At 57.8% G+C, this 16,470-nt stretch carries 12 protein-coding genes; 4 read left to right on the top strand and 8 right to left on the bottom strand.

Annotated elements, in window-relative coordinates; translation table 11 throughout:
* Position 1: 1 nt before the first annotated feature.
* The 8 genes from Q1V60_RS15825 to treR form a co-directional block, all read right to left on the bottom strand.
* On the bottom strand, positions 2-922 hold the full coding sequence (locus tag Q1V60_RS15825) for a hypothetical protein (protein ID WP_300632055.1): 921 nt from the start codon (positions 920-922) through the stop codon (positions 2-4).
* Position 923: 1 nt separating this feature from the next.
* Positions 924-1,943: a GNAT family N-acetyltransferase gene (locus Q1V60_RS15820; RefSeq protein ID WP_300632052.1), complete on the bottom strand. Its 1,020-nt coding sequence runs from the start codon at positions 1,941-1,943 to the stop codon at positions 924-926.
* A gap of 10 nt (positions 1,944-1,953) precedes the next feature.
* Positions 1,954-3,075, bottom strand: coding sequence for a 2-aminoethylphosphonate--pyruvate transaminase (locus tag Q1V60_RS15815; protein WP_300632049.1), 1,122 nt, complete (start codon positions 3,073-3,075; stop codon positions 1,954-1,956).
* A 5-nt stretch (positions 3,076-3,080) separates the two neighbouring features.
* Entirely contained in the window at positions 3,081-3,923 is an 843-nt protein-coding gene (locus tag Q1V60_RS15810) for a phytanoyl-CoA dioxygenase family protein (RefSeq protein ID WP_300632047.1), read from the bottom strand.
* A gap of 41 nt (positions 3,924-3,964) precedes the next feature.
* A complete protein-coding gene (gene aepY, locus Q1V60_RS15805; RefSeq protein ID WP_300632045.1) occupies positions 3,965-6,382 on the bottom strand; it encodes a phosphonopyruvate decarboxylase in 2,418 nt (805 codons plus the stop codon).
* Between the two features lie 45 nt (positions 6,383-6,427).
* Positions 6,428-7,297, bottom strand: coding sequence for a phosphoenolpyruvate mutase (aepX, locus tag Q1V60_RS15800; protein WP_300632043.1), 870 nt, complete (start codon positions 7,295-7,297; stop codon positions 6,428-6,430).
* Between the two features lie 375 nt (positions 7,298-7,672).
* Positions 7,673-7,957 (bottom strand): hypothetical protein, encoded by a 285-nt coding sequence (locus Q1V60_RS15795; protein WP_300632040.1) that lies wholly within the window; start codon positions 7,955-7,957, stop codon positions 7,673-7,675.
* Positions 7,958-8,305: 348 nt separating this feature from the next.
* On the bottom strand, positions 8,306-9,010 hold the full coding sequence (gene treR, locus Q1V60_RS15790; RefSeq protein ID WP_300632037.1) for a trehalose operon repressor: 705 nt from the start codon (positions 9,008-9,010) through the stop codon (positions 8,306-8,308).
* Between the two features lie 253 nt (positions 9,011-9,263).
* Between treR and treP the strand changes: the two genes are divergently transcribed.
* The 4 genes from treP (at position 9,264) to ptsP (ending at position 16,468) form a co-directional block, all read left to right on the top strand.
* Positions 9,264-10,706 carry a PTS system trehalose-specific EIIBC component gene (gene treP, locus Q1V60_RS15785; RefSeq protein WP_300632033.1) on the top strand — a complete coding sequence of 481 codons (1,443 nt, stop codon included), beginning with the start codon at positions 9,264-9,266 and terminating at the stop codon, positions 10,704-10,706.
* A 119-nt stretch (positions 10,707-10,825) separates the two neighbouring features.
* Positions 10,826-12,472, top strand: a complete 1,647-nt coding sequence (gene treC / locus Q1V60_RS15780; protein WP_300632031.1) for an alpha,alpha-phosphotrehalase — start codon at positions 10,826-10,828, stop codon at positions 12,470-12,472.
* Between the two features lie 72 nt (positions 12,473-12,544).
* On the top strand, positions 12,545-13,765 hold the full coding sequence (locus Q1V60_RS15775) for a carbohydrate porin (protein ID WP_300632028.1): 1,221 nt from the start codon (positions 12,545-12,547) through the stop codon (positions 13,763-13,765).
* A 171-nt stretch (positions 13,766-13,936) separates the two neighbouring features.
* Complete coding sequence (gene ptsP, locus Q1V60_RS15770) at positions 13,937-16,468, top strand: phosphoenolpyruvate--protein phosphotransferase (RefSeq protein WP_300632026.1); 2,532 nt, start codon at positions 13,937-13,939, stop codon at positions 16,466-16,468.
* Positions 16,469-16,470: the final 2 nt, after the last annotated feature.

Below are 16,470 nucleotides of genomic sequence, written 5' to 3'. Positions count from 1 at the left end.
CTTATTTCTGGTTCATTGAGCGAGGATTTAATGCGATGAGATCGCGCGCCAGCAGCATCAAACGATCGTAATTCAGCATCAGCGTTGTCAGGGTCACAGCCACAAGCATGCCGATATGCCATTGCCCGCTGACCACGGACTGCATCACGAAGGCCAGCATCGGTATCAACGAATTCATAAAGGTAAACACGGTGACGCCGACCCATTGCAGGCAGGTTTGCGACAAAAAAGAAGGCAAAACCATATTGGCCACGATGAGGATAAGCAGGTTGCGCAGGGTTTCCGGGGCTACCCATAACGCGCCGAACTCGTTATGGGCGAACAGATAGGCGGCGCTGCAGGCCAGCAACATATAACAGCGCAAAGAAACGACCGAGACGGGGCCAAGCCCGCTCTGCAGACTGAAACGCAACGAGCTGACGTAATAAAAATACATCATGGCTCCCGCCAGCATCGAGGTGTACAGCACCTTTAGCGAGAAGGCAGACAGCGCATGAATACACAGGATCGCCATCAGGATAAACAGCGACTTCAGCCAGCGTTTTTCTCGTAAGCAACTGCACAGTGCCGAGGAAAGGAAAAATACGCCGATGAAAAAATCCGCTGAGGCGTGGGTCACGCTGTAGTAGGAAAATATCCAGTTCAGTACAAAGGTGACGGAAAGCGTGAGCCACATACGCCAATGGCGGAGCAGCGCGCTGTGGTTGCGCCGCAGGCGACGGAACTCCCACAGGTTAAACACCACGCATGCCGCCAGAGCCATATAGAAGAGGCTGATCTGGATCGGTATACCGCCGCCGACATGGCTTAAAAACACCTGTGAGGCCGAGGTGAGGGCGATATAGAGCAAGGTCAATAATTGCCCGCGCGCCAACTGTGTCGAGGGTTTCTCAAGGGGCGGGACGGCAGGGGACACCGGCATGTCAAGCCACCTCCGATGAGTACAGGGCCGAATACAACGGCTGGGATTGGCAACCCAAACGCGTTTTGATCCGGGCATTGGTCCGGCCCGCTTCAATCCGACGGATACCTTGCGCGAACGCATATTGCACGCTGGCCGCGATCATGACCGTGTAAGGGCTGAAGCTGGTAAGCCCATAGTCGACGCCGCCGGCCCAGAGATGCAGACATTGCGGGTCGTTCAGGCAGATGATGGCAGCCACCAATTGGCCTTCGTATTCAACCTGGACCACCGTCACCAGATCGCCGCAGGTTTCCAGGAAATGTATAAACGTTTCTATCGGATAATAGTGAGGCGTGCCGTTTCGGGCACTGGTGGCGTGGCACAGTTTGACCGCCGCGGCAAGGTCGGCATCTCGGCCTGAGAGCACGCGGTAAGTACCGTGGTCGTTATCGAATTTGCGCAACTGGCGCTTCATTTCTTGTCGACCGTCGCGTGGGAGAGCTGCCAGGTAATCATCGAACCGGTCGAACGGCATCAGATCGATAAAGAAGCGCTCATGCATGAAATTACAGCGGTAACCCGCCATTTCCGCAGCGATCAATGATGGCCCGGCGCTTAGGTTGAGCAGGCCGCAGCCTGGAATGCCCTGTCGACCGGCAAGCGCTACGAGTTCGGTCATCAAGCACTGCGCGGCATCTTCTGAACCCGGCCGATGCAGGATTTGGGTGTCGTAGCAATGCGCTATGTGCCCCAATAGTCCGCCGGTGGGTGCGCAAAAATGAACGCCGGTACTTTTCGCCAACGTACCAAAGGGATCAGGTTGCGATTGCTGATAGACCACTAACAAAGCGTCAAGCCGCTCGCCTTGCCATGCTCCCAGGTAATGAGTGGCTAAAATCGGCAGCAGGGGGTGACGTTCGGCAGCCGTCAGCAGGGCGGGATGATAAAAGGCCGGTTGCGCGCACGCCGCCCACAAATCGGCATAGGCCTGGGCGTTGAGTTGTGCCAATTGTTGATGGCAAGACAGGTCGTAACTCATTGCATAAGCCTTAGCGAAAGGATGTTCGGAGGGGCGCGGCGGCGGCCTGGGCGGTAAATTCAGCGAATGCCGCCAGCAAATCATCGATATCCTGGAGGCTGAGCTCTCCCATGACCCCAATGCGGAATGAATTTACCGCCCAGTGTTTGGTGGGATAAATCACCAATCCGCGCTGGTATAAAAAGTCGTTCAGCTGGTCAATTTCGCATTGCGTTCCTGGGTTGGGCGCCAGCGTGACAATCAAGGGCGCGCAGAACTGCGGTTCAATCATCGGGCTGAAACCCAAACGCGCCATACCGCTGAGCAAGTGCGCCATACGTTGGGAATACGCATGGTGACGCGCATGCCTTCCGCCCTGTTGACGGTACTCGTCAATAGCTTGTTTGAGCGCAAGCATGATCTGTAGCGGCGGCGTGAAACGCCATTGGCCATTGTCATCCAGCGCTTTTGCATGCGCCTTGATATCCAGGCTGAGCGTGCGTGGGGTGACGTGGCTTGCAAGCGCGTCCTTGCGTGCCAACACGAAGGCGAGGCCAGGCAGCCCGTGCAGGCACTTGTTTGCCGAAAGCGCGACGGCGCAAAGCGAGGGGGCGCTGTAGTCCAACGGTAGTACGCCAAAGGTGCTGACAGCGTCAATCAGCAACAGGCAACCGTACCCCTCGGCCAGTTGCGTCAGGCCGTCAATATCATTGAGCACACCTAACGCGGTTTCGAAATGCACGGCGGCGATATGGGTTACCAAAGGCGTTTGTTTCAGGGCTAGTTCTACCTGCGCCAGGTCAAAACTCTGATCCGACGGCAACCTCAATACTGAATGCGAAATACCGTGGATGCGGCAGATGTCCAGCATACGAGCGCTATAGACGCCATTTTCGATGATCAGCAAATGGTCATCGTCTCCAAGCAGAGAACAAAGCATCGCTTCGACGGCAAAAGTGCCACTGCCCGATAGCGGCACAGCGCTCCAGTTCGCGTCGCATTCTGCGATATCCACTATGTCCTCACGCAACTGCGCGCTCAAGTGAACGGCGATCGGGCTGCGCGACCCTAGATCTTTGCCCGCGGCCTGGCGCACCGTTGCCGAGGTATTCAGCGGGCCAGGCGTGAATAAGCGAAATTCCTTTGATTGCATCGTTGTCACCCTTCAACCGGATTGGGGCACTGGGCCGGCGCAGGTTGCCGGGCGCTATGCAATGTCGGAGTGGAAACGTGAAAGATGGGATTGTCCGGCGTGGCCCATTTGGTACGGTAGTAGTGATGATAAAAATCGCCCTCACAAGCCAGATTGAACGTAAAGAACAGAATGCGCCGGGTCGAGGACGAGCGGTTTTCGCTGGAGCGGTGGGGGACATAGGAATCGAACAGGATCACGTCGCCGGGCGCGGCATCGATTCTTTGCCAGCGCATGCCTGCGCAGAGGAGATCGTCGATATCCCCATTGCGCGTCCCTCCCTGGTAGCTGGGCAACTGGGGCAGGGGCCCCCGCGGAGTTTCCACCAACTGCGCGCCTTCTGGCGCCAGGTCCCAGTGAGTGGCAACTTCCAGCGCCCCGTTTTCTTTCACGGCGGCATCGAGCAGCACGGCGGCGGTCACTTGGTAATTCGAGCCGAAATGACGATAGGCCGTAATGTCCTGGTGAGGCGTGAATGCGCCACCGCCAGGGTGTTTAAAGTTGCATTTGTCTTTGAACAGGTTCACGGGGTGGCCCAGATGCTGCTCTATCAATTGCGCTAGAGAGGGCACCAGCTCTTGCGCGTAATAAGGCGAGCTACCCGTAAGGTACTCGAGACGGCAGAGTTGTTCGGCGTTGCTGGCTTCGGTGACCACCACCAGGCCTGGCACGTTGTCGGCTCTGTGCGATAGCGCACGTTGGCTGATCTCGGCCAATGCGGACTCAATACGGCTCAGATCGAGATTGGCCCGCGTTTTGTCCAGATGGGCAAAGCCCTGCTGTTGAAACTGAGTACGTGAAGTGTCCATCACAGCCTCCTTCTGCGTTGGTGGTCACCGCGCGCGGCGGTTTACACCATGCGTTCCATCGCAAGGTTGAAAACGTCGTCCGGCATGCAGAGCACCAGCCGGATATGGCTATTGCCTTGAGGGCCATAAACAGAGCCGGGAACAACGGCAACGCCACGCTCTTCAAGAAGGTAATTGGCCACAGCGTCACCGACAGGCTGGCCCGGTTGCCGGTATTTCTCAGGCATCTGTTGGTAAACGCCGCTCACTTCCGGAAAAAGGAACATCGCACCGAGCGGCTTACGAGGCCAGCGGTATCCACGTTCTTCCGTCAGCGTATTCAGCGCAGTGTCGCAGCGCTGGGCGATGGTCGAGGACATGTTCTCCAGCCAGTCAAATTTGCGCTCATCGCTAAGCAAACGGTGTGCGATGCGCTCGTACTGGATGTTGACGCCCAGGTAGAGGTAGTCATGCGCTTTGGCGGCCTGTTCGATCACCTGCGGCGGGGCTATCATCCAGCCGATGCGCAGGCCAGGCAGGCCGAATTTTTTTGAGAAGCTGTTGATAATAATGGAGTTGTCAGCAAGCGATTCGATGGCCCGCGCCGGTTGATGTGAGCGTTTAAAGTGCATGGCGTCGTACACTTCGTCATGGATGATCCAGCAACCGCTGCGTGCAGCGCGTTCGCCAATTACCACCCAATCCTCTGGGCTGGCCACATAGCCGGTCGGGTTTTCCGGGGAGTTGACAATCATCGCCTTGACCCCTTCCAGCGCGCCGTCCTGAGCCAGCATTTGCGCATATTCATGGTTGCCGGCAGGGCGCGCGATTCGGAGCGGAGTGCGCTCAAGCGTCTTCAACGTGCGCGCATAGAGCATATAAGAGGGATCGCTGATGGCGACTTTATCGTGTGCGGACGTTGTCACAAGCAGAGCCAGCGTGATGGCTTCCACGCCACCATGCGTCACCATGATTTCACGCTCGGGATCGAAATTCAGGTCGTAGCGGTCGCGATACCAGGCGGCAATCGCTTGACGCAGCGCCAGGCTCCCTCTGGGGTCTTCGTAGCGTTTCGAACCGTCCATAAACGCCGATAATGACAAATCCTGCTCTTCTATCGCCTGCAACAGATGTTCCGGCGGGCCGAAAACCGGCTCGCCAAAACTCAGATTTGCAATGGAGGGGTCGGCCTTTGCTTTGAGCGAAATGGCTTTTGAAGCATAAATATCCATGTCCGTCAGAACAGCATTGAGGGCGTTCGGTTGGGTCGTTTCATGAATGTTCATGAGTCTGTTCTCGGTTGCAGGCAGTGAGTGAGAAGTGCGCCCGACGGCAAGTTGCGGGCGAGTTGTCATGACGTTATCCAGCGGTGAAGCGGACGCTATCGTCCCGAGATGGGTTCGCAGGCGGCGCGCGACGTCATACGGCGAAAGCGTCGGACGGCCCAATTGCGCCATCGAACCGATGCGGATCGGAACGTGCAACAGCCGGGGGCCAGCTAGATCCGTTTGGCACAGCGCTTTGGCGAAGCTGTCCGCATCGTTGCAATGCTGGGCATGGGCATAACCCGCGGCGTAGGCAATGGCGACAAAATCCACGCCGGGAGACGCGGTGGGTTGGGCTCCCGTTGAGTCATAGCTCCCGTTATCCAAAATAATATGGATCAGGTTGTCAGGCTTGCTGGCCCCAATACCGGCGAAATTTCCCAGATGCATCAGTGCGGCGCCGTCCCCGTCGACCACGTAGACCGGCAGCCCAGCGCAGCCCAAAGCAATACCGTGAGCGATTGCGCTGGCATAGCCCATCGAACCGACGCAATAAAAATGCTCGGGGCGGTCAGACAACGTAAACAGTTCCCGGCCGGTTTTACCCGTTGTAGCGATGATCACCCCGGCGGGGTCAGCGTGAGCCAGCAGCGTCGCCAGCGCTTCTTCGCGGCTTGCAAACACCGATTGCGGTGCAGGCATTTGAGGCTGCGCGGCGCAAAATTGATTGCCTGTCAGCACCAGTGCATAAGGGCGTTGCTCCGAACGAATATAGTTGCAGGCATGCTGAAGGCTGGCTAACGCTTCGGTTTCGTCGTCGGGAAGCAGCGCCCACTCGACCCCCGCAAGACTCAGCAATTGAGGCGTGATTTCACCCATTAGCCGGTGCTGTGGTTCATCGCTGGTGCCGGGCTGACCGCGCCAGGTTACCAACAGCAAGACCGGAATCGAGAAAGGCTCGTTAAGCGAAGTCAGTGGGTTTATCAGGTTACCCAACCCTGAATTTTGACACAGGACCACGGCCGTTTTATTGGCAAGCCAAAGCCCGGAGGCCAGAGACAGCGCCTCCCCCTCGTTGGAAGCCAATACGTAGTGGGTTTCCTCACGAGCAATTACTTCATTGATCAAGGGGGTTAAATAAGAGCAGGGGACCCCGGTAAAATAATGCGTGCCTTGCTCAATCAGTTCATCAACAAAATCGCGGACATTAATCATCTAACCGTTACCTTACGAATGAATAGATACGCTGGCGCTGTCGCACTACAGGCTTAAGTATTTTTGTTCGGCCAGTTGCACTTCATATTCATTGGTGAGTTTGAAAATATCGTCCAGGGAGGCAATGTCGCGCTCAATCTGTGCAACGCTGTTATGTTGCCTGATATTCTGGGTGACGGCACGTATCGCGGCGATGGAAGCACGCAGGCTATGATTAGCCCATATAACCGTGGATATACCGGCCTCACGGAAGGCATCGGTGGCGGTGTTGTAGTATTTCGTCGGCACGATGACTATCGGGCAATCGTTTTTCCACTGGCGGCAAAATTCCATGATTTCAGCGCCGTCTGACTTTTTAGAGTGGATTAATACTGCATCGGCACCCGCACTTGCGTAAGCGTCAGCACGTTTCAACGCTTCTTCCATGGGGCAGCCACTGATAAGTGCTTCCACGCGGGCAACCACGCAAAAATCACTGTCTACCTGGCTGTCCTTCGCCGCTTTTATTTTTCCCGAAAACTCACTGATTGAAGCCAGGTCCTGCCCTGCGCCAATAAAAGAATTTATTTTGGGAAATAATTTATCTTCCAGGCACACCCCGGCGACGCCACGTTGCGACAACTTCTTGACCAAACGGCGAACATTATTGAAGTTGCCAAACCCAGTATCCCCATCCAATAAAATAGGCACAGCGGTGTTATCGACCATGAAATCCACAACGTCCATAACCTGAGTCCAGGACGCTTCATTTCTGTCGCTAAGTCCCATAGAGGCGGAAATAGACAATCCGGAAGCCCACAGTGCCTCAAAGCCGCTTTCTTCAGCTATTTTTGCGCTCATGGCATTATGGGCCTCCATCAGGAAAGAGAGTTCTTTCTTCTGGAGTATGTTTTTCAAAGCTGATGTCTTTCTCATGGCGCTACCTCAATGAGTATTGATGCGTTGATGAATCAATGATGCTTCATAGGAGTGTTACCTAGTACAAACAAAGCAAGCATAAGACGCATTGACTACATCTGTCATAATCAAGGATGCCTGCTACAGCAGAGTAATCATTTACCTTTAGGCTGAGGACACGGACTGGTTTTCTGGCGTTTAATTATTCCCTTGAAAATAATGACATTACTTAATGCGTGGCAGGATGATTATCCAGCGTATTAAAAACGAAAGTTTGCGCCCCCTAATAGTGTGTCATTGGGAGTGGCTGTTCTTTCATAACGGTAGTGTTGAACTGCGGTAATAGCCTGCTGCAGCGAGCACATTAACTTCGGATGTGCCCACGGTAGAAGCTTATTCCAGCAGACAATGCCGATAATGGCTGGGTTGAAGTGCTGGGCAAAAACTTGATGAGTTTTTCGCGCAGCTTTTTCGGCCGTCATCAATAAGCGTGATGCGATGGGCCGAGATCAGTTCAGCCACTGCCGCGGGTCGGAACTTTGCCGACTGGGTTGGATGAAGATTAAGAAATGCGCCCCAACCCTTTATGCGCAACAGTCTTGCCAGATACCCGTACAGCGTGGTGGGCACTAGACTGCGTTGCGTGATTTTTTTATTGGTTGACTCTAAGTGATCCATCACTTGTCTCCTACATATCCTGATACAAATCTAAGATCAAGAACGTCGATATTTCAAGAAAAATTCATATTATTTTTCTATTTTTTTTAACTCTTTGATTTTTTTGTGTTTTTGGCTTCAGTGCGTCGAGCTTCTGACCGCTGTTATGTCGGCCTGCCCAGTGGGGGCGGTGGCTGTCAGTAAGCGATTTGACCACCGGGATACTCTACGCGTCCCAATGCAAAGCCTCGCGACGTTCGAACATGCCCTATTCAGGTCGGCGTGTGATCCGCCGATGGCCTGCTGTTCAATGAACGCATGGGGGAATTGTTCGCGTCACTTGTGTGCAATCCCAGGGTTGTGTCCGGCTTACCGCCGGGCAATATCCGAAAAATAAAACTTATCCAACGTATGCCGCGACTCGGTGTACTCGAACTGCCGCCCGTCCTGCAAAAACGTCTGATTACTCACCACGATCACATGGCTTTGGCCGTCAAGGTCCAGATGCGCCTGGTCGTCCTTGCTGCGCGGGCGGGCTTCGATGGTGCGTTGTGCATAGCTGATCTGCAGCTGCAACGTCTGCTCGATAAACGCGTAAATCGACTGTTCGGCAATCGAGCGGTCCAGCCCGGGGATCAGGTCGGCGACGAAGTGGTTGATGTCGAGGATCACCCGTTTGCCGCCGATGCGCCGTACCCGTTTGATACGGGTGATCTGCGTGCCGGGTTCGGCCTCGATGTGCTGCAGCAATGACCCTTCCAACGGCAATTGGGTGAACTCGACCACTTCGGTGTGTATGTCATCGCCCAGGTCGGCGTGGGTTTCATGGAAGCTCACGATGCCACCCAATTGAAACTCAATCGGGTTCGGCGACAACACAAAGGTGCCCTTGCCGTGGATCTTTTGTGCGAAGCCGCGTTCCTGCAACTGCTCGATGGCCCGGCGCACGGTGCCACGGCTGGCCTGGTAGCTGTCCATCAGTTCGGTTTCGGAGGGAAGGCGCGTGCCGCGCTGCAGGCGTTCGGTGGTGATGCTGGCAAGCAGATCGGTATAGATCTGGTTGTATTTGCTCATGGGATGGCTCTATGCCCGGCTTTATGAAGGTGAACGGCGCTTTCAAGGCAGGAACCATAGTGGCAGAGGTGGGGTTTGTCCATGCGCTACCGGTGCGTGGGTGGAAATGTCTGACGGACAACTTCCAAAAGGTAAACAAATGTAACTCGTCTATACGAGCTGTTGATTTCACTCGTACAGACGAGTACGTTTGCCTTCTCGGCGTGCTGTCGATGACTGCCACCCATAAAAACAATCAAAGTGGAAAACGAGCATGAGCCACGACTATTCGATGATTGCCCGCGAGATTCTCGAGAACCTCGGGGGCAGCGACAACCTTGAGCAAGCTGCCCACTGCGTTACCCGTCTGCGCTTGGCGCTCAAGGACCCGAGCCGGGTCAACGGCAGCGCGTTGAATCAGGTCGATCTGGTCAAGGGGTCGTTCTTTACCGGCGGTTTGTTCCAGGTAGTGATCGGCCCCGGAGAGGTGGAGAAGGTCTACGCCGCCTTGCGCGAAGTCACGGGCCTTGCGGCATCGACGATTGCCGATGTGAAGCGCAAGGGCGCCGACAAGACCAACCCCATGCAACGTCTGGTGCGGGTGTTCTCCGACGTGTTCATGCCCATCCTGCCGGCGCTGATCATTGCCGGCCTGCTCATGGGCATCAACAACCTGATGGGCGCCAAGGGCATGTTCATCGAGGGCCAGACGTTGCTGGAGGCGTATCCGAACCTGGATGGCCTGTGGAGCCTGATCAACCTGATGGCCAATACCTCATTCGTGTTCCTGCCGGCGCTGGTGGGTTGGTCGGCGGCCAAACGGTTTGGCGGCAGTGAGATCCTCGGCATCGTGCTGGGCCTGATGCTGGTTCATCCGGATCTGCTCAACGCCTGGAACTATGGCAAGGCGGTCGCCGGGCTCGACGGCCAGAGCCTGCCGTACTTCGATATTCTCGGCTGGTTCCAGATCGAGAAAGTGGGCTATCAGGGCCAGATCCTGCCGATCCTGATGGCGGCCTACGTCATGAGCGTGATCGAGAAGTGGCTGCGGGCACGGGTGCCCAACGCAATCCAGCTACTCGTGGTGCCTATCACCACCATCGTCGTCACCGGCGTCCTGGCGTTGGCCATCATTGGTCCGGTTACCCGGCACCTCGGCATCCTGATTACCGAGGGCGTGGTCACGTTGTTCGACCTGGCGCCGATGGTCGGCGGCGCGATTTTTGGCCTGCTCTATGCGCCACTGGTCATCACCGGCATGCACCACATGTTCCTTGCCGTGGACCTGCAGTTGATCTCGACCCAGGGTGGCACCTTTATCTGGCCGATGATCGTCATGTCCAACCTGGCCCAGGGCAGCGCCGCGCTGGCTGTGTTCTACATGACCCGCAATGCGCGGGATAAAAGCATGGCCTCGACATCGGCGATTTCCGCCTACTTCGGTATCACTGAGCCGGCGATGTTCGGCGTGAACCTGCGCTTCAAATTCCCTTTCTACGCCGCGTTGCTGGGGTCGGCCCTGGGCAGCATTTTCCTGTCGCTGAGCAAGGTGCAGGCCTCGGCCATAGGTGTCGGTGGGTTGCCCGGTTTTATCTCGATCATCCCGCAGTTCATCCCCAGTTTTGTGATCGGGATGGTCATCGCGATTGTCGTGCCCTTCGTTGTGACCTGTGTGTTGAGCATGAAAATCGTGCGGCCTGGATATCGGGTTGCCTGAGCTAATGCTTTCGCGAGCAAGCCCGCTTCCACCTTTGAAATGCATTGCAACCTGTGGGAGCGGGCTCGCTCGCGTAGAGGCCCTGAAGGTCGACCCAGAATTAACTGAAGGAACCCACCATGCAAACCTGGCAACGCTCGGTGATCTACCAGATCTATCCCAAAAGCTTCCACTGCCACGCAGGCAATGCCACCGGTGACCTGCTGGGCATCGTGGACAAGCTCGACTATCTGCAATGGTTGGGTATCGATTGCCTGTGGATCACCCCGTTCCTGCGCTCACCGCAACGCGACAACGGCTATGACATCAGCGACTACTACGCCATCGATCCCAGCTACGGGACCATGGCCGATTGCGACCTGCTGATCAGCGAAGCGGCCAAGCGCGGTATCAAGTTGATGCTCGACATCGTGGTCAACCACACCTCTGTCGAGCATGAGTGGTTTCAGCAGGCGCGCAGCAGCCTCGACAACCCCTACCGCGATTTCTATATCTGGCGCGACCAGCCGAACAACTGGGAATCCAAGTTCGGCGGCTCGGCCTGGGAGTACGAGGCGCAAACCGGCCAGTACTACCTGCACCTGTTCGACCACACCCAGGCCGACCTCAACTGGGATAACCCCAAGGTGCGCGCCGAAGTATTCAAGATGATGCGCTTCTGGCGTGACAAGGGCGTGGGCGGCTTCCGCCTGGACGTGATCAACCTGATCTCCAAGCCCGCAGATTTCCCCGACGACAATACCGATGGCCGGCGCTTCTACACCGACGGCCCGAACGTGCACGAATACCTGCAGGAAATGCACTGCGAAGTCTTCGAGGGCCATGACCTGATCAATGTCGGCGAAATGTCCTCCACCAGCCTGGAACACTGCATCCGCTACTCGAATCCGGCGTCGAAAGAACTGTCGATGACCTTCAATTTTCATCACCTGAAAGTCGATTACCCGAACCTGCAGAAGTGGGTGAAGGCCGAGTTCGATTTCCTGCAACTCAAGCAGATTTTCTCCGACTGGCAGTCGGGCATGCAGGCCGGCGGCGGTTGGAACGCGCTGTTCTGGTGTAACCACGACCAGCCCCGGGTGGTCTCGCGGTTTGGGGATGACGGCGAATACCGCGTGGTCTCGGCCAAGATGCTCGCCACCGCATTGCACTTCCTCCAGGGCACTCCCTATGTGTACCAGGGCGAAGAGCTGGGCATGACCAATCCGGGTTTCAACAGGATCGACCAATACCGTGACGTGGAGACCTTGAATATCTTCCGTCTCAAGCGCGATGCCGGTGAGTCCGAGACGTCCAGCATGGCGGCGATCATGCAGAAATCCCGTGACAACGGCCGTACACCGATGCAGTGGAACAACCAGGCCAATGCCGGCTTCAGCAGCGGCGAGCCGTGGATTGGCATCCCCGCCAACGCGGCGCAGATCAATGTCGAGCGCCAACTGGATGATCCCGATTCGGTGCTGCATCACTACCGCGCGTTGATCGCCTTGCGTCGCCTTGAACCCCTGATCCAGGAAGGCGTTTATCGCCAGTTGCTGCAAGACCATCCCCAGGTCTGGGCGTACCTGCGCGAAGGCCGTGGCGAACGATTGCTGGTGCTCAACAACTTCTACGGCACGCCGTGTGAAATCCAGTTGCCCGAGCACGTCATCAACGCGGCGAGCGAGCAACGCCTGCTGATCAGCAACTACCCCGACTGCCCGGTGCGTACGAGCGCGGTAGCGCTGCGCCCTTATGAATCGTTTGTGCTGCACCTCAAGGACTGAGACCCGTTGTAACCCCCGCATAGGAGTGCGGGGGCGCTTTACAAAAACATAATAAAAATATCGGAGTGCTTTATGAAAACAACAATAAAGCTGGGCCTCGTTGCATCGTGTCTTAGCCTGCCCTTTGGTGCTCAAGCCTTGGAGTTTGCCGGTTACCTGCGCAGCGGCGCCGGGACTTCTACCGGCAGTGGCAAGCAACAGTGTTTCCAGTTGCCAGGCGCGCAAACCAAATACCGCCTGGGCAACGAATGCGAGCAGTACGGCGAACTTGAATTGCGCCAGGACCTGCTGACGTTCGACGATGGCTCGGTGCTCAGCGTCGATGCCATGGCGTCCCTCTATAACCAGTACGACCGCGCCCTGAAGTTCCAGGGCGAGAACAACGGCTCTGCGCGTATGCCGCAGATGTACGCGCAATGGTCCAACCTGCCCAGCCTCAATGGCGGTTCGCTGTGGGCCGGGCGGCGTTACTACAAACGTAACGACATCCATATCTCCGACTTCTACTACTGGAACCAGAGCGCCACCGGCGGGGGTATCGAGGACGTGTTGATCGGCGGCTTGAAATACAGCTACGCACTGTCACGCAAAGACAACCTGTACCAGAAGGAATACGCCACCCGTCACGACTTCAATGTGGCCGGTTTCAACACCAACCCTGGCGGCGAGCTGGAGCTTGGCTTGAGCTACATCCAAAAGGCTGGCGGGCGTGACACCAACAGCGGTTGGGCGCTGACCGCGCAGCACGTGCAAACCTCCTTCCTGGGCGGCAAGAACAAGTTCGCCCTCCAGTACGGCGAAGGCCCCGGCACCGGCCTGGGTTACACCGGCAATACCCGGTTGGACAAGAGCAGCAAAAGCTACCGTGCCGTGGAATTTTTCGACTGGCAGGTCACCCCGCGTTTTGGTGGGCAGGTTCAGGCGGTGTACCAGAAGGATGTGCGTCCGGGGCGTCAGGACCAGAACTGGCTATCGCTCGGCGTGCGCCCAGCGTATGCCATCAGCGAGCAATTCAAGCTGGTCACCGAGCTGGGGCACGATCAGGTCGAGGCCACCGGGGGTACACGCAAGCTGAGCAAATTTACCTTCGCCCCGACCTGGTCGCCCAAGGGCCCGGAATTCTGGGCGCGGCCGGAAGTGCGCTTGTACTACACCTATGCCAGCTGGAACCAGGCAGCCAAGCGCGCAGCCAATGAGCTGGCGGCAGGTTCGGCGTTGTCCGACACCGGTGCCTACGGCACGGCGCGGCATGGGTCGAATATGGGTGTGCAGGTCGAATACTGGTGGAAATAGCCCTTGGGTATGTGGAAGCGGGCTTGCTCGTGAATGCGGTGTGCCGTCAGCACAAGTGTCGTCTGATGCAGCGCGTTCGCGAGCAAGCCCGCTCTCACATGTTTGATCTTCGTCACCCCGCACATTTGCATCCACCCACGACTTTTAAAGAACAACACAACAGGTGAAGCCATGAACCCCTCTCAACCCCTGGAATTGCTGGCGCCCCTGTCCGGGATGCTGCTGGCGTTGGACCAGGTTCCAGACCCGGTATTTTCCAGCCGCATGATCGGTGATGGCGTGTGTATCGATCCCACTTCGCAAACCCTTTGCGCGCCGCTGGCCGGGGTGATCAGCAATATTCAGGACTCCGGCCATGCCGTCAGCGTCACCGACGACAACGGCGTGCAGGTGCTGATGCATATCGGCCTGGACACCGTGACCCTGGCAGGCAAGGGCTTCACCCGTCTGGTCGAAGAAGGCCAGCGCGTGACGGCCGGGCAACCGTTGATCGAGTTCGACGCCGACTATGTGGCGCTCAATGCGCGCAGTCTGCTGACCTTGATGCTGGTGGTCAGTGGCGAGCCGTTTGTGGTGCTGGCGGCGCAACGCGGGATGATTGAAGAAGGTCGGCCAGTGTTGCGACTATCGCCCGGCGAGACGGCAACAGAATCCGATGAGCAGCAAGGCTCGGCGCTGTTCTCCAAACCGGTGACCTTGCTCAATGCCCATGGCTTGCACGCTCGCCCTGCTGCGGTGTTCGCCCAGGCGGCGAAAGGCTTCAGTTCAAGCATTTACCTGCACAAGCAAACCGAGAGCGCCAATGCCAAGTCGTTGGTGGCGATCATGGCGCTGCAAACCGTGCAGGGCGATAGCTTGCAGGTGAGTGCGGCGGGTGAAGACGCCGAGGCCGCGATCCGGGCACTGGCGGCGTTGTTGGCCGAGGGCTGTGGCGAAGCGGTGGTGGCAGCGGCTGAGCGGCTTGAGCCCGTCGCGCCGGTGTCGTCGGCTACGCTGCTGCGCGGCGTGTGTGCGTCACCGGGCACGGCGTTCGGCCAGGTGGTCCAAGTGGCCGAGCCTGCGCTGATCATCCCTGAAACCGGCATGGGCGGAGCTGCCGAGCGTGATGCACTGACGCGTGGCCTGCTGGCGGCCAACGAGGCGTTGCGAGACTTGCAATCGAGCGCCGTCGGCAGTGCCCAGGCTGATATCTTCCGCGCCCATCAGGAGTTGCTTGAAGACCCGACATTGCTCGAGCAGGCCCACCTGTTGCTGGCCAAAGGCAAGAGCGCGGCATTTGCCTGGAACAGCGCCACCGCTGCCACCGCTAAATTGTTCCAGGGCCTGGGCACCACGTTGCTCGCCGAGCGTGCGGCAGACCTGGCCGATGTCGGCCAGCGCGTGCTTAAGCTGATTCTCGGTGTTGAGGATCGCGCCTGGGTTCTGCCGGAGCGGGCGATCCTGATCGCCGAGCAACTGACCCCCTCGCAAACTGCGAGCCTCGATACCAGCAAGGTGCTGGGGTTTGTCACGGTCGGCGGTGGGGCCACCAGTCACGTCGCCATCCTTGCTCGCGCGCTGGGCTTGCCGGCCCTGTGTGGTGCGCCTGCTGAAGTAATGGCATTGGCCGATGGCAAACACGTGCTGCTCGATGCCGACAGGGGAGAACTGCACCTGGAGCCGGACCCGGTCGACATTAAGCATTCGCAGGCTGCCCGTGAGCAGCAAGGGCTGCGACGTCAGCGCGAAGTGGCCGACGCCGCCCAGCCCGCCGTCACCCGCGACGGTCATCACGTCGAGGTCACGGCCAACGTCGCCTCGTTGCAGGAAGTGGAGCAATCCCTGACCCTGGGTGGCGAAGGCGTCGGCCTGTTGCGTTCGGAATTCCTCTATTTGGATCGCAACCGCGCTCCGAGCCCCGCCGAGCAGGCCAGCACTTATCGCGCCATTGCCCGTGCCCTGGGCACCGAGCGCAATCTGGTGGTGCGTACCCTGGATGTCGGCGGCGACAAACCGCTGGCCTATGTACCGATGGACGCCGAGACCAACCCATTCTTGGGCTTGCGCGGTATTCGCCTGTGCCTGGAGCGGCCGGAACTGTTGCGCGAACAGTTGCGCGCGATCCTTGCCAGTGCCGGGCTGGCGCGGCTGCACATCATGTTGCCGATGGTCAGCTTGCTTTCGGAACTGCATCTGGCGCGCAAGGTGCTTGAAGAGGAGGCGCAGGCGCTCGGGCTCAGCGAGTTGCCCAAGCTGGGCATCATGATTGAAGTGCCGTCCGCAGCGTTGATGGCGGATGTGTTCGCGCCCCATGTGGATTTCTTTTCCATCGGCACCAATGACCTGACCCAATACACCCTGGCCATGGATCGCGATCACCCCCGGCTGGCCAGCCAGGCCGACAGTTTTCACCCGGCGGTACTGCGCCTGATCGCCACCACGGTCAAGGCCGCCCATGCCCACGGCAAGTGGGTGGGCGTATGCGGTGCGCTGGCCTCCGAACCCCTCGCGGTACCGGTGTTGATCGGGCTGGGGGTGGATGAACTCTCGGTCAGCGTACCGTTGATCCCGAGCATCAAGGCCACCGTACGTGAACTGGACCTGGCCGACTGCCAGATCATCGCCCGCCAAGTGCTGGGCCTGGAAGAAGCCGGCCAAGTGCGTGAGGCCTTGCGCCTGTACCACGCCGCCACCGTTGAAACCTCATCTGTCGTGGAGCTCTGAGC

This window comes from Pseudomonas sp. (genome assembly GCF_030147005.1).
Taxonomy (GTDB): Bacteria; Pseudomonadota; Gammaproteobacteria; order Pseudomonadales; family Pseudomonadaceae; genus Aquipseudomonas.
This window is presented reverse-complemented; position numbering and strand designations above follow the sequence as displayed.